This is a genomic window from Psychromarinibacter halotolerans, assembly GCF_029168315.1.
GTDB classification, from domain to species: Bacteria; Pseudomonadota; Alphaproteobacteria; order Rhodobacterales; family Rhodobacteraceae; genus Psychromarinibacter; species Psychromarinibacter halotolerans.
This window is the reverse complement of record NZ_JARGYD010000002.1, coordinates 118,282-137,208: the sequence shown is the minus strand read 5'-3', so window position 1 is coordinate 137,208 and position 18,927 is coordinate 118,282. Positions and strand designations below refer to the sequence as shown.

19 protein-coding genes are annotated in these 18,927 nt (G+C 65.4%); 6 read left to right on the top strand and 13 right to left on the bottom strand.

The annotated features are described in order from the left end of the window. The first annotated feature begins 55 nt into the window (after positions 1-55). The gene (locus tag P1K30_RS05580; protein WP_275631704.1) at positions 56-2,083 is read left to right on the top strand and encodes a M3 family metallopeptidase; all 2,028 of its coding nucleotides are present in this window, start codon (positions 56-58) and stop codon (positions 2,081-2,083) included. Between the two features lie 238 nt (positions 2,084-2,321). Next, on the top strand, positions 2,322-2,666 hold the full coding sequence (locus P1K30_RS05575) for a hypothetical protein (RefSeq protein ID WP_275631703.1): 345 nt from the start codon (positions 2,322-2,324) through the stop codon (positions 2,664-2,666). Positions 2,667-2,669: 3 nt separating this feature from the next. Here P1K30_RS05575 and rnhA read toward each other — a convergent pair whose 3' ends face one another. The 7 genes from rnhA to P1K30_RS05540 form a co-directional block, all read right to left on the bottom strand. After that, positions 2,670-3,128, bottom strand: coding sequence for a ribonuclease HI (rnhA, locus tag P1K30_RS05570; RefSeq protein ID WP_275631702.1), 459 nt, complete (start codon positions 3,126-3,128; stop codon positions 2,670-2,672). 48 nt (positions 3,129-3,176) lie between these two features. After that, complete coding sequence (locus P1K30_RS05565) at positions 3,177-3,632, bottom strand: DUF3429 domain-containing protein (protein ID WP_275631701.1); 456 nt, start codon at positions 3,630-3,632, stop codon at positions 3,177-3,179. Next, on the bottom strand, positions 3,625-4,212 hold the full coding sequence (locus tag P1K30_RS05560) for a class I SAM-dependent DNA methyltransferase (RefSeq protein ID WP_275631700.1): 588 nt from the start codon (positions 4,210-4,212) through the stop codon (positions 3,625-3,627). The genes P1K30_RS05565 and P1K30_RS05560 overlap by 8 nt, the downstream gene beginning before the upstream one ends. Continuing rightward, positions 4,209-4,820 carry a LysE family translocator gene (locus tag P1K30_RS05555; RefSeq protein WP_275631699.1) on the bottom strand — a complete coding sequence of 204 codons (612 nt, stop codon included), beginning with the start codon at positions 4,818-4,820 and terminating at the stop codon, positions 4,209-4,211. Before P1K30_RS05555 ends, P1K30_RS05560 begins: the two co-directional genes overlap by 4 nt. A 57-nt stretch (positions 4,821-4,877) precedes the next feature. Further along, positions 4,878-5,828, bottom strand: a complete 951-nt coding sequence (gene ispH, locus P1K30_RS05550; protein ID WP_275631698.1) for a 4-hydroxy-3-methylbut-2-enyl diphosphate reductase — start codon at positions 5,826-5,828, stop codon at positions 4,878-4,880. 12 nt (positions 5,829-5,840) lie between these two features. Then, positions 5,841-6,395 carry a dihydrofolate reductase family protein gene (locus P1K30_RS05545; protein ID WP_275631697.1) on the bottom strand — a complete coding sequence of 185 codons (555 nt, stop codon included), beginning with the start codon at positions 6,393-6,395 and terminating at the stop codon, positions 5,841-5,843. Positions 6,396-6,539: 144 nt separating this feature from the next. Further along, entirely contained in the window at positions 6,540-7,112 is a 573-nt protein-coding gene (locus P1K30_RS05540) for a LabA-like NYN domain-containing protein (RefSeq protein ID WP_275632276.1), read from the bottom strand. A gap of 476 nt (positions 7,113-7,588) precedes the next feature. Here P1K30_RS05540 and rpoZ point away from each other — a divergent pair, with 476 nt between their 5' ends. The 4 genes from rpoZ to P1K30_RS05520 are packed head-to-tail and all read left to right on the top strand — an operon-like array spanning position 7,589 to position 11,539. Then, positions 7,589-7,942: a DNA-directed RNA polymerase subunit omega gene (gene rpoZ, locus P1K30_RS05535; RefSeq protein ID WP_275631696.1), complete on the top strand. Its 354-nt coding sequence runs from the start codon at positions 7,589-7,591 to the stop codon at positions 7,940-7,942. Positions 7,943-7,981: 39 nt separating this feature from the next. Further along, positions 7,982-10,102 carry a RelA/SpoT family protein gene (locus P1K30_RS05530; RefSeq protein ID WP_275632275.1) on the top strand — a complete coding sequence of 707 codons (2,121 nt, stop codon included), beginning with the start codon at positions 7,982-7,984 and terminating at the stop codon, positions 10,100-10,102. A gap of 18 nt (positions 10,103-10,120) precedes the next feature. Then, positions 10,121-10,780, top strand: coding sequence for a DUF2062 domain-containing protein (locus P1K30_RS05525; protein ID WP_275631695.1), 660 nt, complete (start codon positions 10,121-10,123; stop codon positions 10,778-10,780). 9 nt (positions 10,781-10,789) lie between these two features. Further along, positions 10,790-11,539, top strand: a complete 750-nt coding sequence (locus P1K30_RS05520; protein WP_275631694.1) for a pyridoxine 5'-phosphate synthase — start codon at positions 10,790-10,792, stop codon at positions 11,537-11,539. Positions 11,540-11,584: 45 nt separating this feature from the next. Here the strand turns inward: P1K30_RS05520 and P1K30_RS05515 are convergent, their stop codons facing one another. The 6 genes from P1K30_RS05515 to P1K30_RS05490 all read right to left on the bottom strand — a co-directional run bounded on the left by P1K30_RS05515 (position 11,585) and on the right by P1K30_RS05490 (position 18,852). After that, the gene (locus P1K30_RS05515) at positions 11,585-12,898 is read right to left on the bottom strand and encodes a M16 family metallopeptidase (RefSeq protein ID WP_275631693.1); all 1,314 of its coding nucleotides are present in this window, start codon (positions 12,896-12,898) and stop codon (positions 11,585-11,587) included. Beyond that, a complete protein-coding gene (locus P1K30_RS05510; protein WP_275631692.1) occupies positions 12,895-14,235 on the bottom strand; it encodes a M16 family metallopeptidase in 1,341 nt (446 codons plus the stop codon). Before P1K30_RS05510 ends, P1K30_RS05515 begins: the two co-directional genes overlap by 4 nt. Positions 14,236-14,376: 141 nt before the next feature. Then, a complete protein-coding gene (locus P1K30_RS05505) occupies positions 14,377-14,889 on the bottom strand; it encodes a DUF3035 domain-containing protein (RefSeq protein WP_275631691.1) in 513 nt (170 codons plus the stop codon). 61 nt (positions 14,890-14,950) lie between these two features. Continuing rightward, positions 14,951-15,433 carry a signal peptidase II gene (lspA, locus tag P1K30_RS05500; protein ID WP_275631690.1) on the bottom strand — a complete coding sequence of 161 codons (483 nt, stop codon included), beginning with the start codon at positions 15,431-15,433 and terminating at the stop codon, positions 14,951-14,953. 110 nt (positions 15,434-15,543) lie between these two features. Beyond that, positions 15,544-17,133: a bifunctional phosphoribosylaminoimidazolecarboxamide formyltransferase/IMP cyclohydrolase gene (gene purH, locus P1K30_RS05495; protein WP_275631689.1), complete on the bottom strand. Its 1,590-nt coding sequence runs from the start codon at positions 17,131-17,133 to the stop codon at positions 15,544-15,546. A gap of 12 nt (positions 17,134-17,145) precedes the next feature. Beyond that, on the bottom strand, positions 17,146-18,852 hold the full coding sequence (locus P1K30_RS05490; protein ID WP_275631688.1) for a heparinase II/III family protein: 1,707 nt from the start codon (positions 18,850-18,852) through the stop codon (positions 17,146-17,148). Positions 18,853-18,927: the final 75 nt, after the last annotated feature.

Genomic DNA, 18,927 nt, shown 5'->3' with positions numbered 1-18,927 from the left:
CTGGCAGGTCCGGCGCGGGCTTCCTAGGTTCTGTGCAACACCAAAGGAGTCCCCCATGACGAACCCGCTTCTCGAAGACTGGTCCACGCCCTTCGACATGCCGCCCTACGACCGGATCACGGACGACGACTATGCCGAGGCGTTCGAGGTTGCGATGTCCGAGGCGCGGGAGAACATCGCCGCGATCGCCGACAACCAAGAAGCCCCGACCTTCGCCAACACCATCGAGGCGCTGGAGCGCGCCGACGAGACGCTAAGCAAGGTGCTGTCCGCCTTCTATGCGATCGCAGGCGCGGACAGTAACGACAAGCGAGAGGCGCTGCAGCGCGAGTTCTCGCCCAAGCTGGCGGCCTACGGGTCAGAGATCACGATGAACAAGGCGCTGTACGACCGGATCGCCGCGCTGTGGGAACAGAAGGACAAGCTGGACCTGACCGACGAGCAAAAGCGCGTGCTGTACCTGACGCATCGCGGTTTCGTGCGGGCGGGGGCGCAGCTGGACGGTGCGGAACGCGACCGGCTGAAAGAGGTCAAGCAACGGCTGGCCGTGCTGGGCACCGAGTTTACCCAAAACCTGCTGGCCGATGAACGGTCGTGGTTCATGGAACTGTCCGAGGACGACCTGGAGGGGCTGCCGGGTTTCGTGGTCGACAGCGCCCGTGCCGCGGGCGAGGAAAAGGGGGCCGACGGCCCGGTCGTGACCCTGTCGCGGTCGCTGATCGTGCCGTTCCTGCAATTTTCTCCGCGCCGCGAACTGCGCGAACGGGCGCACCGCGCGTGGACCTCGCGCGGGATGAACGGCGGCAAGACCGACAACCGCGAGATCGCGGGCGAGATCCTGAAGCTGCGCGAAGAGCGGGCGAACCTTCTGGGGTACGCCAACTTCGCCGAGTACAAGCTGGAAACCGAGATGGCCAAGTCGCCCGAGGCGGTGCGCGACCTGCTGCTGCAGGTCTGGAAGCCCGCCAAGGCAGCGGCCGAGGCCGACGCCGCCGTCCTGACCGACATGCTGCACGAGGACGGTATAAACGGCGACCTCGAAGCGTGGGACTGGCGATATTATTCGGGCAAACGGCGGAAGCTGGAACACGACCTCGACGAGGCGGAGCTGAAGCCGTACCTGCAACTGGACCGCATGATCGAGGCTGCGTTCACTTGCGCCAACCGCCTGTTCGGGCTGGAATTCCGCCCGCTTGATGTGCCCGGCTATCACCCTGACGTGCGGACCTTCGAGGTTCTGCGTGACGGCAAGCACCTTGCCGTGTTCATCGGCGACTATTTCGCGCGCGGGTCCAAGCGGTCCGGCGCGTGGTGTTCCGCGATGCGGTCGCAGCAGAAGCTGGCAGGTGACATCCGGCCCATCGTCATCAATGTGTGCAACTTCGCCAAGCCGGAAAAGGGCAAGCCCGCGCTGCTGTCCTACGACGACGCGCGCACCCTGTTCCACGAATTCGGCCACGCGCTGCACCAGATGCTGTCCGACGTGACCTATGAATCGATCTCGGGCACCTCGGTCGCGCGGGACTTCGTCGAGCTGCCCAGCCAGCTGTACGAACACTGGCTGGAAGTCCCCGAGGTTCTGGGCGAGTTCGCAACCCACGCCGAAACGGGCGAGCCGATGCCGAAGGACCTGCTGGACCGTCTGCTGGCCGCGACCAGCTATGACAGCGGTCACGCCACGGTGGAATACGTCGCCTCGGCGCTGGTCGATCTGGAATTCCACGACGGCAGCGCCCCCGCCGACGCGATGACGCGGCAGCAAGAGGTTCTGGACGACCTTGGGATGCCTAAGGCGATCGGGATGCGCCACGCGACGCCGCATTTCGCGCACGTCTTTTCGGGCGACGGCTATTCCTGCGGCTATTACAGCTACATGTGGTCCGAAGTGATGGACGCCGACGCGTTCGAGGCGTTCAAGGAAAACGGCGGTGCCTTCGATCCGACGATGGCGAAAAAGCTGGAGGACAACATCCTGTCCGCTGGCGGCATCGAAGAGGCCGACGTCCTGTACACCCGGTTCCGTGGCAAGATGCCGGGGGTCGAGGCGCTGCTGAAAGGCCGCGGTCTGATCGGCGCCGCATGATCGCGAATAGGTGCTGGCGGGCCTCTCCGCCGGCACCGCTTTGCCCGCCATCCGCCTGGACCCAGGTGCGTGCGCAAACTGCATGGTGTTCCATCAGCCCTGCCCGAAAACGCGACATCCGGCTGTTTATGGCCGCTTGTCGGACCTTCGAAATGTGAAATCGCGGCCGCAGGCGGAACAGACCGTTAACGCTCACAGTTTACGTGTCAGAGTGTTGGTGCATGGCAAAGGAAAAGACATGGCCGATCAATCTGACATCTGGGTATTGGAACGTGCGTTCTGGCTGGATTCGCCGGAATTCTGCCGGTCTCACATGGCGCAGGAAGCCCTGATCGAATTCATGCCGCCGGTCGGGCGCATCCCGATACAGGACCTACAGGCGCGCCTTGCAGCGGAACCGCAGCTTTCGATGGTGGAATTCGACGAGGCCGAGGAATCCGACGACGGCTGCGAGGCGGTTCTTTCGTACCGCGCGGCGGGTTGGGGGGCTGAACTTCGCCCCGTGGTCGCGCGCTGTACCAGCCGCTATCGGCGAGAGGCCGGGGCGTGGCGGATGATCGGGCACCAGAGGGTGCCGCAGTAACCGTCATTTCTTGGGCTTGAAGGGCTCCATGCCCGCGCGGGCCAGTTCATCGGCGCGCTCGTTTTCCTCGTGGCCCGCGTGGCCCTTGATCCACTTCCACGTCACGTTGTGCCGTTTCTGCGCCTCGTCCAGCCGCTGCCACAACTCGACGTTCTTTACCGGCTTCTTCGCGGCAGTCTTCCAACCGTTCCGCTTCCACCCGTGGATCCAGCCGGTCACCCCGTTCTTCACATAGGCGCTGTCGGTCACCACCGTGATCTCGCTGGATCGGCCAAGGGCTTCCAGCGCGCTGATCGCGGCCATCAGCTCCATCCGGTTGTTCGTGGTCGCGGCCTCGCCGCCGTTCAATGTACGTTCCTTGACCACGCTGTCGCCGTCCTTGGCAAGCAGCAGAACACCCCAGCCACCGGGGCCGGGATTACCGGAGCACGCTCCGTCGGTGTAGGCGTATAGATCGGGCATGGGGGGCGATTACCAACGGCTGCGAAGGGCGGCAAGCGGGATCGGGCGTCACACGAAGACGGCGGTGGCAAGGCAGGCGACGACGACTGCCGTCAGCCCGCCGCGCAGGCGCATCCACCACGACGGCGCAAGGTCGTGGCGCCAGAACACCCAGTCGATCCCCAGAAGTCCGATGAACCCAAGGATCAGATAGGACGCGGCGGTGACCGCGCCGCCGCCCACGAAGAAGAAGGCCCACAGCGCGGGCAGCACCGACAGGCCATAGCAGATCGCGGCGGCCTCGCCGGTGGCGCGGGTCGAAAAGCCCCACAGCACCCCGGACATGAAGGCCAAGATGATCGTGCCGTAGGACAGCATGACATACGGGCCAAGGAACCGGGGGCCCAGCGTGCGAAAGCTGAAGGCGGCAAGGTCCGCAGACAGCACCGTCAGCGCGCCCCAGACGAAGGGGATCAGGCCGCCGATGCCAAGGATCAGGGCGGGGCGGGGGATACGGTCAGGCATGGGACAGCAGGAAGATCCAAGGTTCGGGGTGGCCGGCCAACCCTGCACTTTCGCCCTGACGCATGTCGACCGGGGTGAACCCGGCACCGGCCAGCTGATCGCGCAAGTCTTCCTCGGCGTGGTAGGTGTAGTGGCGGCCAAGGCTGTCGGGCGCTTCGCCGTCGCCCAGCTTCATGGCCAGCCCGAACGGCGCGCCCGGCGTCGCGGCCGCGTGTAACTGCGACAGGTGGCGCGGAAAGTCTCCGCGCGGGGCGTGCAGCAGCGAAAAGCTGGCCCAGATGCCGTCGAAGGTGCCAAGCGTCGGGATGTCCTCGAACAGGGCCTGCCGGGCGGTCACGCCGGGGCGGCCTTGCGCCATCGCCACCATCTCGGCCGAGCCGTCGACGGCCAGCACGTCGTGCCCGGCGGCGGCGATCCGTTCGGATTCGTGCCCCGGACCGCAGCCAAGGTCCAGAACGCGGCTGCCGGGCCGCAGCACTTTCAGGAACAGCGCAAGACCCGCAAACTCGACCCCGCTGGCCATCTTGCGATAGTCCTCTGCCATGCGGTCGTAGACCGTCAGGGTGGGGTTGCCGGTCATGCGCGTTCCAGTGCCAGTCGGCCCGCAAGCAGCACGAAGATCGCCGCAAATGACCGGTTGAGCCAGCGCATGACGCGGGCGCTGGACAGCAGCCACGCGCGGGCCTGTGCCGCGAACAGGCCGTAGACGGTGAAGATGCCGAAGGTCAGCGCCATGAACACGGCCCCAAGCTCTGCCATCTCGCGGGTCGCGGTGGCGGGATCGCCGGACAGGAAGGGCGGCAGCAGGGCAAGGAAGAAGATCGAGAGCTTCGGGTTCAGCACGTTCAGCAGAACCGCGCGCCACGCAACCCGCAGGCCGGGCTCGCGTTGCCGGTTCTCTTGTACGGCCAGCGTGCCGCCGGCGCGCACCGCCTGCCATGCCAGCCACAGCAGATAGGCGACGCCCGCGACCTTCACCACCGTGAACAGCAGGGCCGAGGCATGCAGCACGGCGGCAAGGCCAAGCGCCGCGGCGGCGATGTGCGGGACGATCCCCAGCGTGCAGCCGAACGCGGCCCAGACCGAGGGCCAGCGTCCCTGACCCAGCCCGATGGCAAGCGTGTAGATCACGCCGGTGCCCGGGATAAGGCAGACGACGAGGGCGGTCAGAAGGAATTCGGCGGTCATGGAAGGGTCTCCGGAGTTCGCCCGACCCTTGCGCGGTCGTCGCGCCGCGTCAACAACTCAGGCCGGTTCGCGCAGGACCCGGGGCACCTTGAATTCGACCCGCTCGACCGCCGTCTCGACGGGTTCCACCGTTACGTCATAGCGGTCACGGAACGCGTCGATCACCTCGTTCACCAGCACCTCGGGCGCGCTGGCGCCGGCAGTGATGCCGACCGAGCGGATGCCGTCCAACGCGCGCCAGTCGATGTCGGTCGCCCGTTGCACCAGCTGGGAATACGAGCAGCCCGCCGAGGCGCCCACTTCGACCAGCCGCTTGGAGTTCGACGAGTTCGGTGCGCCGATCACAAGGATCGCGTCCACCTTCGGCGCGATGGCCTTCACCGACTCTTGCCGGTTCGTGGTGGCATAGCAGATGTCTTCCTTGTGCGGCCCGACGATGGCCGGGAACCGCGCCTTCAGCGCCGCGACGATCCCGGCGGTGTCGTCCACCGACAGCGTGGTCTGCGTGATGAACGCCAGCTTCGCGGGGTCGCGCGGTTCAAGCCCGGCAACGTCGGCCTCTGTCTCGACCAGCAACACCTCGCCTTCGGGAAGCTGGCCCATCGTGCCCAGCGTCTCGGGGTGGCCAGCGTGACCGATCATCACCATCTGCAGCCCGTTGGCATGGTGCCGCTCGGCCTCGATATGGACCTTCGACACAAGTGGGCAGGTGGCGTCGACATAGACCATCTCGCGCCGCGCGGCCTCTGCCGGGACGGCCTTGGGCACGCCGTGGGCCGAAAAGATCACAGGGCGGTCGGCGGGGCATTCGTCGAGTTCCTCGACGAAAACCGCGCCCAGTTCGCGCAGGCTGTCGACCACGTACTTGTTGTGCACGATCTCGTGCCGCACGTAGACCGGCGCGCCCCATTTCTCGAGAGCCATCTCGACGATCTTGATCGCGCGGTCGACACCGGCGCAGAAACCGCGGGGCGCGGCGAGGTATAGGGTAAGCTTGTCTTTGGTCATCTTGTGCGGAACCTATGTGCGGCCAGCGTCTGTGTCGAGGGCGAGCTGATATGTCGAGGTCACGATGCCGGACGCGAAGGCGCGGGTCTCGATGTGCTTCAGCGGGAAGTCGCCGTTCAGGCTGCCGAACAGCGGGATGCCAGAGCCAATCAGCACCGGAAGGCGACTGATCACGATCTCGTTCACCAGCCCCTCGCGAAGGAAGCTGCGGCAAAGTTCCGCGCCGCCGATGTTCACACGGGTGAAACCGGCCCCGCGCATTTGCCCGACCACCTCGGCCGGGCTGCCGCCCGTCAGGACGATCTTGTCCCGCAGCGCGCGCGGAACGTCGTCGGGGGTCAGGCTGCGGCTCATAACCCAGACCGGCCTGTCATAGGGCCAGCCATACAGATCCATCAGCGTCTCGAAGGAACCGCGTCCGATCAGATAGGCGTCCGTCGCCGCCTCCATGATGTCGCGGCCGTGGTCCTCGGCGGCCTGCCCGGGGATCTCGGTCCAGTCCAGCGCACCGTTTTCGCGCGCGATGAAACCATCAAGACTGGTCGCCGTCGCGATGTAGGTTTTCATGCCGCACTCCGGATGGTCGTCTGCCGGCCTTCTGGCCGCTTGGATCCTGCGCGTCCAGCCCGTCGCAGCGCGAACCCCCAAATGAGAAACGCCCCACCGGGAGTGACCGGCGGGGCGTTTCGAAAACGCATTCGCGCATGTGGATCAGTCCACGGTCTCTTCTGCGTTGTCCGCCGGTTCCCGCGGTTCGCGCGGGGGACGGCCGATCACTTCCTTAAGCTCGTCGAGCTCGATGAAGTTGTCGGCCTGACGCCGCAGTTCGTCGGCGATCATCGGCGGCTGCGAGCGGATGGTCGAAACAACCGACACCCGAACGCCTTTTCGTTGAAGAGCCTCGACCAGCGGGCGGAAATCGCCGTCACCGGAAAACAGCACGATGTGATCGACATGGGCCGCAAGCTCCATAGCATCGACAGTAAGTTCGATGTCCATGTTGCCTTTGACCTTACGCCGTCCTTGGCTGTCGATGTACTCCTTCGCGGGTTTCGTCACCATCGAGAAACCGTTGTAGTGGAGCCAGTCGACCAGCGGACGGATCGGCGAATAGTCGTCGTTTTCCAGCAAAGCCGTGTAGTAGAAGGCCCGCAGAAGCTTGCCGCGCCGCATAAATTCCTGGCGCAACAGCTTATAATCGATATCGAATCCTAGCGACTTGGCGGCCGCGTACAGGTTCGAACCGTCGATGAACAGCGCAAGCCGTTCGTCTCTGTAGAACATATATATCGCCCCTTCGACAATGCGTTCCGCCAATGTGTTTCCGTGAGTGAGATTGCAAACAATCGTTCTGGCGAAACTGGCATGTAAAATAAGCTGAATTTCCACGCTCGCAAGACGCCAGAAGGGTCAAATGCTTCATAATTCCGTAACGTCCGATGCATTAATGGACAGGCCGCCTTGCACTCGGGGATGCGCGTCCCTTGCGCAACGGCACGCACGTCGTGGTCTTGGCCGATCATATCTACTGATTCGGCGGGGTCCGCTGCGTCTCGGAGGACCATCCCGCACGGGTCATTTTTGCCGCCCGCACGGGGCCCGGTCCCGGCTGCGGACCGCGAACGCGGCGCCAACTGGGCGCAGACGTGCCGTCAGAGCCTTGTAGATCACGCCGTTTTGCCGCGATCGCCTTGTCAACAGGGGTGGATGCGCGTAATAAAGCCTTTCGACATCTCCCCCAGTTTAGGATTGGAGCAGACATGGCCCGCGTTACGGTCGAAGATTGCGTTGACAAGGTACCGAACCGGTTCGAGCTGGTGATGCTTGCCGCTCACCGCGCGCGCGAGATCTCCTCGGGTGCCCCGATCACCGTGGATCGCGACAACGACAAGAACCCTGTCGTGTCCCTGCGCGAGATCGCCGAGGAAACCCAGCAAGCCGAAGATCTGCGCGAGCGCATGATCGAAAGCAACCAGACCCAGATCGAGGTCGACGAGCCGGAAGAAGACGCGATGGCGCTGCTGATGGGCGCCGAGCAGGACAAACCGGCCGAGGACGATATGTCCGAAGAGAAACTGCTGCGCGCCCTGATGGAAGCGCAGGAGCCCAAGTAAGGGCCTTTGAAGGGGTGACGTGACATGGCGCTGGACCGCCTGATCGAGGTCGACGACCTGATCGACAGGGTCCGCGCCTATAACCCCCGCACCAACGCGCAACTGATCCGTGCCGCCTATGAATACGGCGGCCGGATGCATGCCGGTCAGTTCCGGCAGTCGGGCGAGCCCTATTTCACCCACCCGGTCGCCGTCGCCTCTATCCTGACAGAGATGCGGCTGGACGATGCGACCATCATCACCGCGCTGCTGCACGACACGATCGAGGATACCCGTTCCACCTACAAAGAGGTGACCGAACGGTTCGGCGCGCACATCGCCGAGCTGGTGGATGGGGTGACCAAGCTGACGAACCTTCAGCTGTCCTCGTCCGAAAGCAAGCAGGCCGAGAACTCCCGCAAGCTTCTGATGGCGATGTCCAAGGACCTTCGGGTGATCTTGGTGAAGCTGGCGGACCGTCTGCACAACATGCGGACCATCAAGTCGATGCGCACCGAAAAGCAGGTGCAGAAGGCGCGCGAAACGATGGACATCTACGCGCCACTCGCCGGCCGGATGGGCATGCAGTGGATGCGCGACGAGCTAGAGGACCTGTCCTTCGCCGTTCTGAACCCGGAAGGGCGCAACTCGATCATGCGCCGCTTCATCCGGCTAGAGCGCGAGACCGGCGATGTGGTCAAGAAGATCACCGCCGACATCCGCAAGGAACTAAAGAAGGCCGGGATCGATGGCGAGGTGCGCGGTCGTGCCAAGAAGCCTTATTCGATCTGGCGCAAGATGCAGGAGAAGGGCCTGTCGTTCTCGCGGCTCAGCGACATCTATGGCTTCCGCATCCTGTGCGCGAACGAGGCGGAATGTTACGCGATCCTCGGCGCCATGCACCAGCGGTGGCGCGCGGTGCCGGGGCGGTTCAAGGACTATATCAGCCAGCCCAAGTCGAACGGCTATCGCTCGATCCACACCACCGTGTCGGGGCGTGACGGGCGGCGCGTGGAAATCCAGATCCGCACCTTCCAGATGCACGATGTGGCAGAGGCCGGCGTTGCCGCGCACTGGTCCTATCGCGACGGTGTGCCGTCCGAGAACCCGTTCGCCGTCGATCCGAAGAAATGGATCACCTCGCTGACCGAACAGTTCGAGGCCGCCGAGGATCACGACGAGTTCCTCGAGCATGTGAAGCTGGAAATGTACGCCGACCAGGTGTTCTGCTTCACGCCCAAGGGCGACGTGGTGAAGCTGCCGCGCGGTGCGACGCCGCTGGACTTTGCCTATGCCATCCACACCCGGATCGGCGACAGCTGCGTCGGCGCGAAGGTCGACGGGATGCGCGTGCCGCTGTGGACCCGCCTGAAGAACGGCCAAAGCTGCGAGATCATGACCGCCGCCGGCCAGCGCCCGCAGTCGACGTGGATCGACATCGTCGTGACCGGCCGTGCCAAGGCGGCCATCCGGCGCAGCCTGCGCGAGGAAGATCGCGAACGGTTCGTCAAGCTGGGCTGGGAACTGGCGCGCGTTGCGTTCGAACATGTCGGCAAACGCGCCTCGCAGAAGGCGCTGGACACCGCCGCCCGCCACATGGGGCTGGGCGAGGCAAGCGAACTGCTGGCGCGGCTGGGTTCGGCAGAGCTGACCGCGCGCGAGGTCGTGTCGGCGTTGTACCCCGACCTTGGCGGAGAGGCGCCGGACGAGATCGACGTCGCGCGCTCGGTCATCGGGCTGGGCCCGGACCAAAGCTTTGAACGCGCGCAGTGCTGTCAGCCTGTGCCGGGCGAACGCATCGTCGGCATCTCGTACCGCGGCAAGGGCGTCATCGTGCACGCCATCGACTGCCCGGCGCTGGAGGAATTTCAGGACGAGCCCGGTCGCTGGGTCGACCTGCACTGGCACTCGGGGAACCACCCCGCTGCCCATACGGTGAGCCTTGACCTGACGATAAGCAACGATGCCGGGGTGCTGGGGCATATTTGCACATTGATCGGCGAGCAGAAGGCCAATATCTCTGATCTGCATTTCGCGGACAGGAAACCGGACTTTTATCGCCTGATTATTGACGTCGATCTGCGGGATGCTGAGCACCTTCATGCGGTCATGCTGGCCGTCGAGGCAGAAAGCGACGTCGCTTCGATCAGTCGATATCGGGACCTGAACCGACGGCCCTAAGAGGGGAATAGGCAGACTGTGGTCTTCAAGCGCCGGACGCCACGCACCTGGCTGCAGGTCATTGCAGAAGGCTTCTGGCCGCGCGGCGGCTGGAACCGGGCGGTGTACTACGTCGTCCATCGCCTGCGCCGGTTGCCCGACCCGCCGCACCGCATCGCGCGGGGCATCGCGGCAGGGGTGTTCGTGTGCTTCACGCCGTTCTTCGGCTTCCACTTCTTCCTGGCCACGCTTCTGGCCGTCATCATGCAGGGCAACATCTTCGCCGCGCTGATGGCCACCTTCGTCGGCAACCCCCTGACCTTTCCCTTCATCGCGGCGATCAGCCTGGAACTGGGCGAATTCCTCATGGGTCGGCATGCCATCCCGATCCACCGCGTCTTCGGCGCGTTCACCCAGGCCAGTCAGGAACTGTGGCACAACCTTGTGTCGATCTTCACCCATGACCCGACGCATTGGGATCGCCTTGCGCGGTTCTGGCAAGAGGCCTTCCTGCCCTACATGGTCGGCGGTATCCTTCCGGGAATTGTGGCCTCGGTCATCGCCTATATGCTGGCGCTTACGGCGGTGAAGGCCTATCAGGCGCGCCGGGTCAAGAAACTGCGGGACAGGTTCGAGAAACGCCGCGCCGCGCTGTCACAGGCCAAGCCCGGCAAATCGGACGGTGCCCCGGCCGAGTAAGGAGTCCTCATGGAACCGTTGGGCAAGCTTCGCCTTGGAGTGAACATCGATCACGTCGCCACCGTCCGGAACGCAAGGGGATCGGCCTATCCGGATCCCGTGCGCGCCGCCAAGCTGGCCGAGGAATACGGGGCAGACGGGATCACCGCCCACCTGCGCGAGGATCGGCGCCACATCTCGGACGACGACATTGCCCGGCTGGCGGACGAGCTTTCGGTGCCGCTGAACTTCGAGATGGCGGCGACGCCTGAGATGCAGGCCATCGCCCTGCGCCATCGGCCCCATGCCGTCTGCCTTGTGCCGGAAAAGCGCGAAGAGCGGACCACCGAGGGCGGCCTTGAAGTGGCGCGTGAAGAGAACCGGCTGGCCCATTTCATCGCACCGCTGGCCGATGCCGGATGCCGGGTGTCGATCTTCATCGCCGCCGATCGCCCGCAGATCGAAGCCGCGGCGCGTATCGGCGCGGCGGTGGTCGAGCTGCACACCGGCGCCTATTGCGATTTCCACGCCGAGGGCCGGTTCGGCGAGCGCGACGCGGAACTTGAGCGGCTGCGCGAGATGGCGACGCTGGCGCATGGCCTTGGGCTGGAGGTTCACGCCGGGCACGGCCTGACCTACGACACGGTCAAGCCGGTGGCGGCGCTGCCAGAGGTGATGGAGCTGAACATCGGCCACTACCTGATCGGCGAGGCCATTTTCCTGGGTCTTGGTCCCGCGATCACAGAGATGCGGCGCCTGATGGACGAAGCCCGCGCCTGAGCGCGCCCCGTAGGGTGCGCGGTCCCCGCGCACCCCTTCGGTTTCTTAATTCGTCGTTTCCAGCCCTTCTGGCTGCCCGACCACCACGAAATGCAGACGGTCCGGGCGCAGGATCCGTTCCGCCACGCGCTTGATGTCTTCCATCGTCACCGCTTCGATATTGGCGTTGCGGGTCTCGATGTATTCGGGCGGCAGGCCGATCATCTGCATCCCGACAAGGATGCGCGCGATCCGGCCATTGCCGTCGAACCGAAGCGGGTACGAACCGGTCAGGTAGGTCTTTGTGTCCTCCAGCTCTTCCTCGGTCACGCCGTCTTCCGCCATCTTCCGCCACTCGGCCCGGATCAGGTCGATCGCTTCGGCGATGGTGCCGTTGGCCGACTTGATCTGGCCGTTCAGCACGTCGGCATAGTCCCAGTCCGACAGGTAGGTATAGACGCCATAGGTCAGGCCCCGCTTTTCGCGCACTTCCTCGAACAGCCGCGACGTGAAGCTGCCGCCGCCAAGGATCTGGTTCATCACGTAGGCCGCGAAGTAATCCGGGTCGTCGCGTTCCAGACCCTCGTGGCCGAATACGGCGGTGGACTGCGGCGACGCGAAGGGCACGACCGTGACACCGGCCTCGAAATCCATCTGGGCCTCGTCCGGGTAAGGCGCGCCTTCGGCGGGAAGATCGCCCAGTAGCTCGTCCAGCAGCCGGCCCAGTTCCTCTGGGGTGATGTCGCCCACGGCGCCCACATAGATGTGGTCGCGGGTCAGGATGCGCTGATGCGCTTCGAACAGGTCGTCGCGCGTCAGGGCGGCGACGCTTTCGGCGGTGCCGTCGCCGTTCGTGGCATAGGGATGGTCGGGGAAGGCGTAGGCATCGAACGCCCGCCACGCCAAGGAATCCGGGTCCGTCGCATCGCTGCGGATGCCGGACAGCACCTGTCCGCGAACCCGCTCGACGGCGTCCTCGTCGAAGCGCGGATCGGTCAGGGCGGTCTTCAGCAGTGCGACCGACTCGTCGCGCGTCTCGTTCAGAAACCGGGCCGAGACCGACAGCGCATCCGCGCCGACGGAAAAGTCGAAGTCCGCCGCCAGCGTTTCAAGCGCGGCCGCGAAGCCCTGCGCGTCCATATCGCCCGCGCCTTCCTCGATCAGGCCGGTCATCAGGTTGATGGCGCCGCGTTTTCCGTCGGCGTCCAGCGACGTGCCGCCCTTGAACCGGATTTCCAGCGCGGTGAAGGGCAGTTCGTCCTCTTGCACAAGCCATGCCTTGATGCCGCCGGGGCTTTCCACCTGTTCGATCTCGACGGCGGCCCGGGCGGGCAGGGCGGCGAACAGCGTCGCCGCAAGAATAAGGGCAACGCGGATCATTGGCTTACCTCCTCTTCGGGTTGCGGCGCGCGCGCCCAGCCTGTGACGGCACTGCGCCGGTCCAGAACGCGGGCGGCGACGTCCATCACCTGTTCGGGTGTCACGGACTGAAGCACGTCGGGCCACGCGGCCACGTCTTCGACCGTCAGCCCGGACGTCAGGGCAGAGCCATAGCGGCGGGCCAGACCCTCGGTCGAATCCTCGGCGTAGATGTACGCGGCGCGCAGCTGGAACTTGACGCGTTCGAACTGTTCGGGGTCGATCCCTTCGTCCATGAACTCCGCCAGCGCGCCGTCCAGCGCGGCTTCGGCGTCTTCCAGCGAGACACCGGGCGCCGGCATAATGCCAAGACCGAACGTCGTCTCTTCAAGCGACAGCTGCGAGTAGTACGCCCAAGTGTACAGCGCCTTGTTCTCTTCGAAGACCAGCTTGCGCGGTAGAACCGAGGTAAAGTCGTTGCCGCCCAGAATCTCGGCCAAAAGCACCAGCGCGGCGGCATCTTCCTGCGCGCCGGATTGCCGGGCGGGGGCGATGTAGTCGCGGACGATGTAGGGCTCTGAGATCCGGGGATCTTCGAACGTCATGCGGCGTTCGGCCAGTTGCGGCGGCTCGACCGGACGTTCCCGTTCCCCGATGGCGGGGTTGGGCGTAAGCGGGCCATAGTGCGTTTTCGCCAGTTCCAGAACCTCTTCGGGCTCGACGTCACCGGCGACGATGAGGATCGCGTTGTTGGGGGCATAATACTGTTCGTAGAAGGCCAGCGCGTCGTCCATGTCCAGCGCCTCCATCTCGTGGCGCCAGCCGATCACGGGGATCCCGTAGGGGCTGTTCTGGTACAGCGCGGCCATGCGCTGTTCGTTGAACATGCTGTTGGGGTTGTTGTCGATGCGGCTGGTCCGCTCTTCAAGGATCACCGCGCGTTCCGATGCGATGTCGTCTTCCGTCAGGCGCAGGTTCTGCATCCGGTCGGCTTCCATCGTCATCATCAATTCCAGCCGGTCGGCTGCGACCCGCTGGAAGTACCCGGTGTAGTCCTGATTGGTGAAAGCGTTGTCCGACCCGCCGTTGCGCGCGACGGTCTGCGACAGTTCGTTCGGTTCAAGGTTCTCGGTGCCCTTGAACAGAAGGTGCTCAAGGTAATGCGCGACGCCGGACACGCCCGGCGCCTCGTCGGCGGCGCCTGCGCGATACCAGACCATGTGCACGACGACGGGGGCGCGGTGGTCTTCAAGAACGACGACCTCCATCCCGTTGTCCAGCTCGTAACTCGTGACATCGGCAGCGTATGCCGGGATCGCCGTGCAACAGGCGATCAGCAGGAAAACAAAGCGGCGCATGGGCCCTCCCGTCCATCAATCGGATTGGGCGCCAAGGTACAGGCCCATTTCCACGACGCAAGCGCGGGAACGGAGTTGTGACATGCCGGGACGTTAACGATCGGCGGCGCTATGCCCGCCGTCGCCGGGGCTTGCTTGGGCTTACTGGGGCTGGGGCGGCGCGGCCGGGGTGCGGACCCCAAGGCGGCGGAAGCGTTCAAGCTCGGCGTACTGGTCCAGCGACATGCGGCGGTAAGCCTTGAAGTAGACGCTGACGTTGAACAGCCGTTCCAGCAGGCGGCCGTCGTTCTTGCGCCGGAACTCTAGGTCTTCGGCCGCCAGAGTCGCGCGAATATTCGGGGTCACGCCATAGCGCGTCACCGTGTTGACGATCGCGGCGTCGGTGCCGGGGATGTCATTCAGCGCCTCGGGGCGTCCGCCCAGTGCGATGATCGCCTCTGCCTCGGGGCTGGCGTCCGAACGGTTGAAGCCACCGGGCGTGGGCGTCGGCAGGCTGGCATAGGTGTCGGGTGCCTGAAGCGGTTTGTTCGGCACGATCGCGAACTCGTCCGGACCCTCGGTGGTAGAGGTCAGGTTCAGAAGCTTGGGATCGCCGCTGCTGCACGCGGCCAAGGCGGCCGCGGCCAGTACGCCACACACTGCTTTCCCGATCATGCCCCGCATTCCCTGCACCTTTTGCGCTTTCGCGTATGTCTAACGTATCCCGAACCAGAGGTCACGGGGTGTTCTTCCGCTTCTTCCGGGGCTCTCCGGTGAACAGGATAAGGCCCACGGCGCCCGCGAAAATCGCGATGTCGGCGACGTTGAAGCTGTACGGATTGGTATAGCCGCAGCAGGACATGTTCAGGAAATCCGCCACCGCGCCATAGGCGATACGATCGACCACGTTGCCCAGCGCGCCGCCCAGCAACAGCCCGCCCGAGACATGGGCCATCGGCCGCTTTTCTCGGCGCATCCACCAGATGACCCAGCCCGAAATCCCCAGCGCGATGGCAATCAGGACCCACCGCTGCGGCCCGTCCCCGTTCGAGAACAGGCCGAAGTTGACGCCATAGTTCCACGCCATCCGCAAATTCAGGAACGGTGGCCAGATGTCATAGGCGATCTTCTGGTCGAGATTCACGACCTGCAGAATCGCCAGCTTGGAAAGCTGGTCGAGAACGAACACCACAACGGCGGCAATCCAGAACCTGCGCATCTGCCCTAGCCCTTCTCCGAGGTTCCCGTGGCTGTAGCCCGCGCCCCGCGAAAACGAAAGCCCCCCGACGCGCGGGGGGCTTCAACTTGGCGAAATTGCTCCGGCCCGCGTCAGTGGCGGAAGTGGCGCATCCCGGTGAAGACCATCGACAGCCCGGCCTCGTCCGCCGCCGCGATCACCTCGTCATCGCGCATCGACCCGCCCGGCTGAATCACCGCGGCAGCACCGGCGCCCGCGGCTTCCATCAGGCCGTCGGCGAAGGGGAAGAACGCGTCGGACGCCACGACCGAACCCTTGGTCAGCGGCTCGGGCAGTCCCAGCACCTCGGCCATACGCTCGGCCTTCTTGGCGGCGATCAGGGCCGAATCCACGCGGCTCATCTGGCCCGCGCCGACACCAACCGTGGCGCCGTCCTTGACGTAGACGATGGCGTTCGACTTGACGTGCTTGGCCACCTTCCACGCAAAGCGCATGTCGGCCAGCTGGCCTTCGTCGGGGGCGATCTTGGTCACGACCTTCAGCGCGTCCGGCGCGACCTGACCGTTATCCTTGCCCTGCACAAGGAAACCGCCCGACACCTGCCGGTAGGTGGTTATGTCCTCGGACGGGTCGGCAAGACCGCCGGTGGTCAGCAGGCGCAGGTTCTTCTTGGCGGCGAAGACCTCGATCGCGTCTTCGTCGGCTTCGGGGGCGATGACGACCTCGGTGAAGATCTTGACGATCTCTTCCGCCGTCTCGCGGTCCAGCTTCTGGTTCAGCGCCACGATGCCGCCGAAGGCCGAGGTGCGGTCGCAGTCGAAGGCCTTGCGATAGGCCTCGGCCAGCGTCGCGCCCACGGCGACGCCGCAGGGGTTGGCGTGCTTGATGATCGCGCAGGCCGGGCCGTCCTCGGGGCGGAACTCGGACACCAGCTCGAACGCGGCGTCGGTGTCGTTGATGTTGTTGTAGGACAATTCCTTGCCCTGCCACTGCTTCGCGGTGGCCACGCCGGGACGGTTGGTGCCGTCCAGATAGAACGCCGCCTGCTGGTGCGGGTTCTCGCCATAGCGCAGGGTCTGCGCCAGCGTGCCCGCGAAGGCGCGGCGGCGCGGGGTCGCTTCGCCGATGGCGCCGGCCATCCACGTCGACACGGCCGAATCATAGGCGGCGGTACGGGCATAGGCGATCTGCGCCAGCCGCTGGCGGAACCCGTACGAGGTCTGGCCGTCGTTCGCCGCCAGTTCGTCCAGCAGCGGCTGATAGTCTTCCACGTCCGTGACGACGTTGACGAAGGCGTGGTTCTTGGACGCGGCGCGGATCATCGCGGGGCCGCCGATGTCGATGTTCTCGATCATCTCGTCATAGTCCGCGCCCCGGGCCAGAGCGGCCTCGAACGGGTAGAGGTTCACGACCAGCAGGTCGATGGCGCCGATCCCGTGATCCTGCATCGCCTTGACGTGATCGTCCTTGTCACGCAGGGCCAGAAGGCCGCCGTGCACCGCCGGATGCAGCGTTTTCACGCGGCCGTCCATCATCTCGGGGAAGCCGGTCACATCCGCCACGTCGCGCACCGTCAGCCCCGCGTCGCGCAGCATTCCCGCGCTGCCGCCGGTCGACAACAGCTCGACCCCGCGGTCCGCCAGCGCCTTGGCCAGGTCGACCAGTCCGGTCTTGTCGGAAACGGAAATCAGCGCGCGGCGCACGGGATGAAGATCGGTCATATCGACGGGTCCTTAGGTCTGTTCCAGTATCTCGCTGTCGTCCCGCTCGAGATCCCTAAGGTGCGAAGGCGTGTCCTGCGCCTTGGCGAGCGTCCAGCGAACGCGCGTCGCATAGCGTATCGCGCGGGAAGATAGAACGACCTGTTTCGTCGCGCGGGGCTTGATCCGCGCCTTTTCGAGGTAAACCGACGGCTCCAGCGTCAGTTTCGCGGTTCCGTCGTGCCGAAAGATCCAGATCTCGCCGCTTTTCAGCACCATCGACACGGCGCTGCCGCCAAGGTCCAGTTCTGCGTCGACGTCGGGATGCAGGTGGAACCGGATCTGGAACGGGATACCCTGCAGGCGCATCCGGTCCATCGCCTTGTCGAAGGCGGTGCGATGCGCGTCCTCGATGGCGGCAAGCATATCCTCGCCGGCGACGCCGCGCCCGTTCTGCGCCAGTTCGATCTGCCGCACATGGGTCAGCCCATGGGTCGCCACGTATCCGTCATGACCCGCCACAAAGCCGGCCTCGGCGGCGTCGGTCCCGATCTGAAGCTTCACGGGGCCGGGGCGGTCCACCAGAAGCTCTCCGGCGGCGCCACGCACCGAACCGCCGAAACGCGACGAGCTATACCCCTCGATCGCCAGCACCGAATGCGAGGCGGTGGCCCGACCGGCACGCGCCCATTCGCGGCCGAACTGCCGCCCGTCGCCGCAGTTCACGATCAGCGGCCGCCGTCCCGATGTCAGTTCGAACGCAAGGGTCGAGGCATGCGCGTGGGCCGACGCGCCGTCGGCCGGCGGCTCTGCCGCGTCGATCACCGCCGAGGTTCGCCCGGCCTGCAGCCGCAAAAAGCCCATCGCCAGGCCGATCCGAGCGCGGCCCCGGACCCCGGATGCGGCAAGCGCCGCGTCCAGCCGGCCCTCCAGCCCGCGCCCGCCACCGTGGAACCGGGCCAGCCCGCCGTCGGAATGGCGCAGCGCCCGCAGCGTGGGCGCGATACGCTCGATCGCGGCCAGATGGTCGGGGGCGGGGTCGTTCCCGGTCTCGGCCAGCGCCTGCGCAGCCCAGCCAAGCAGGGTGAACACTTCCAACAGCTCTTCCGGGTTCCGGGTCCGGATGCCGCCCGCGGAATCGATGTGCTCGTTGCAGTCGCGCGCCAGCGCCCGTTCGGCGGGGTCGACGTGGCTTTCCATGCCGGTCAGCGACAGTCCCGCATAGATCAGGCCGGTCAGCGCCTCGAACCGGGGCACGCCATGCGCTGCGGCCTTCCAGCGGCGGCTGAGGAAAATGGTCTGGCGGGACAGCGACCGGTAATAGTCGTCCGACATCGCGCTGCCGTCGCCCTGCATCAGCAGGACGGCGTGGTTGATCAGGCGAATGACACGCCGCCCGGTGGTGTCCGGTGTCCAGCCCGGTCCGCGCCCGGTGCCGTAGCGGGCCAGCCAGTCCGCCGTCCACCGCTGCGCCAGTTGCCGCGCCTGCCGGTTGCCGACAGCGGCAAGGTCGTCAAGCCACGTGAAGCCGTGCAGTTCATCGTCGAAAGCGGGGCCGAAATCGCCAAGGTCCCAGATCGATCCGTCCGGCGCCTCGACCACCTGCCCGGCGACAAGGAAATTCCCGGCGCACAGCTGCTTGCCGCGGGCATAACGGCCAATGGAACGGGGTTCGGGTTGCGACACGAATCCGGTCGCAGGCCGGGCCCAGCCGGCCCGGTGCGCATGGTACCGGTTCATCCAGTGCGACCAGCGCCCGGACATGCGTTGCTTCAGGGACAAGTCCCGCCTCACCCGTTTCTTCAACCGCCTTCG

Excerpts from the sequence above, each read along its gene's own strand:
- P1K30_RS05580 (WP_275631704.1), top strand. The coding sequence starts at position 56 with ATGACGAACCCGCTTCTCGAAGACTGGTCCACGCCCTTCGACATGCCG.
- P1K30_RS05575 (WP_275631703.1), top strand. The coding sequence starts at position 2,322 with ATGGCCGATCAATCTGACATCTGGGTATTGGAACGTGCGTTCTGGCTG.
- rnhA (WP_275631702.1), bottom strand. The coding sequence starts at position 3,128 with ATGCCCGATCTATACGCCTACACCGACGGAGCGTGCTCCGGTAATCCC.
- P1K30_RS05565 (WP_275631701.1), bottom strand. The coding sequence starts at position 3,632 with ATGCCTGACCGTATCCCCCGCCCCGCCCTGATCCTTGGCATCGGCGGC.
- P1K30_RS05560 (WP_275631700.1), bottom strand. The coding sequence starts at position 4,212 with ATGACCGGCAACCCCACCCTGACGGTCTACGACCGCATGGCAGAGGAC.
- P1K30_RS05555 (WP_275631699.1), bottom strand. The coding sequence starts at position 4,820 with ATGACCGCCGAATTCCTTCTGACCGCCCTCGTCGTCTGCCTTATCCCG.
- ispH (WP_275631698.1), bottom strand. The coding sequence starts at position 5,828 with ATGACCAAAGACAAGCTTACCCTATACCTCGCCGCGCCCCGCGGTTTC.
- P1K30_RS05545 (WP_275631697.1), bottom strand. The coding sequence starts at position 6,395 with ATGAAAACCTACATCGCGACGGCGACCAGTCTTGATGGTTTCATCGCG.
- P1K30_RS05540 (WP_275632276.1), bottom strand. The coding sequence starts at position 7,112 with ATGTTCTACAGAGACGAACGGCTTGCGCTGTTCATCGACGGTTCGAAC.
- rpoZ (WP_275631696.1), top strand. The coding sequence starts at position 7,589 with ATGGCCCGCGTTACGGTCGAAGATTGCGTTGACAAGGTACCGAACCGG.
- P1K30_RS05520 (WP_275631694.1), top strand. The coding sequence starts at position 10,790 with ATGGAACCGTTGGGCAAGCTTCGCCTTGGAGTGAACATCGATCACGTC.
- P1K30_RS05515 (WP_275631693.1), bottom strand. The coding sequence starts at position 12,898 with ATGATCCGCGTTGCCCTTATTCTTGCGGCGACGCTGTTCGCCGCCCTG.
- P1K30_RS05510 (WP_275631692.1), bottom strand. The coding sequence starts at position 14,235 with ATGCGCCGCTTTGTTTTCCTGCTGATCGCCTGTTGCACGGCGATCCCG.
- P1K30_RS05505 (WP_275631691.1), bottom strand. The coding sequence starts at position 14,889 with ATGATCGGGAAAGCAGTGTGTGGCGTACTGGCCGCGGCCGCCTTGGCC.
- lspA (WP_275631690.1), bottom strand. The coding sequence starts at position 15,433 with ATGCGCAGGTTCTGGATTGCCGCCGTTGTGGTGTTCGTTCTCGACCAG.
- purH (WP_275631689.1), bottom strand. The coding sequence starts at position 17,133 with ATGACCGATCTTCATCCCGTGCGCCGCGCGCTGATTTCCGTTTCCGAC.
- P1K30_RS05490 (WP_275631688.1), bottom strand. The coding sequence starts at position 18,852 with ATGAACCGGTACCATGCGCACCGGGCCGGCTGGGCCCGGCCTGCGACC.